This window comes from Streptomyces sp. 150FB, assembly GCF_000818195.1.
Lineage (GTDB): Bacteria > Actinomycetota > Actinomycetes > Streptomycetales > Streptomycetaceae > Streptomyces.
Genome location: NZ_JTHL01000001.1, coordinates 56,237 through 57,158, shown reverse-complemented (window position 1 = coordinate 57,158; position 922 = coordinate 56,237). Strand labels below are relative to the sequence as shown.

Sequence of the window (922 nt, the reverse complement as noted above, 5' to 3'; positions counted from 1 at the left end):
GCTGGTGTGTGGGCCGGGTTGCCGGGTGGGGATCTGGGTCGGGCTGAGGTTGGTTCTGTTTCGGGTGATCTGGCGTATGTGATTTATACGTCGGGGTCGACGGGGACGCCGAAGGGGGTGATGGTCGAGCACCGGAATGTGACGCGTTTGTTTTCGGCGACGGAGGGCTGGTTCGGGTTTGGGGGCGGGGATGTGTGGACGTTGTTCCATTCTTTCGCGTTCGATTTTTCGGTGTGGGAGATGTGGGGTGCGTTGTTGTATGGGGGGCGGCTGGTGGTGGTGCCGCAGGCGGTGACGCGCAGTCCTCGTGAGTTTTATGAGTTGGTGTGTTCGGCCGGGGTGACGGTGTTGAGTCAGACGCCGAGTGCGTTTCGGCAGTTGATCGCGGCTCAGGGGGAGGGCGGAGTCGGGCACGGGCTGCGGGTGGTGGTCTTTGGTGGGGAGGCGTTGGATGTCGCGGCGTTGAGGCCGTGGATGCGGCGTGGGGTCAATCGTGGGACGCGTTTGGTGAATATGTATGGGATCACCGAGACGACGGTCCATGTGACGTATCGGGAGCTGGCGGAAGGGGACACAGAGGGTTCGGTCAGTCCGATCGGTCACCGTATTCCGGACCTGCGGGTTTATGTGCTGGACGGGCGGGGCGGCCGGTTCCTCTGGGCGTTGTGGGTGAGTTGTATGTGGGTGGCGGGGGTGTGGCGCGGGGTTATCTGAATCGTCCTGGGCTGACGGCGGAGCGGTTTGTGCCGGATCCGTTCTGTGGCCGGGCGGATGCGCGGATGTACAAGACGGGTGACTTGGTGCGTCAGTTGCCGGACGGGTCTCTTGAGTATCTGGGGCGCAACGACGATCAGGTCAAGGTCCGCGGCTTCCGCATCGAACTCGGTGAGATCGAAGCCGCCCTCGCCAGGCACGAAGCAGT

The 922-nt window shown here is 63.3% G+C and carries 1 protein-coding gene; it reads left to right on the top strand.

Going from position 1 to position 922, the window contains the following annotated elements; translation table 11 throughout:
- A partial coding sequence (locus QR77_RS48020) for an AMP-binding protein (RefSeq protein WP_347359759.1) occupies positions 1–714 on the top strand: 714 nt, incomplete at its 5' end.
- Positions 715–922: the final 208 nt, after the last annotated feature.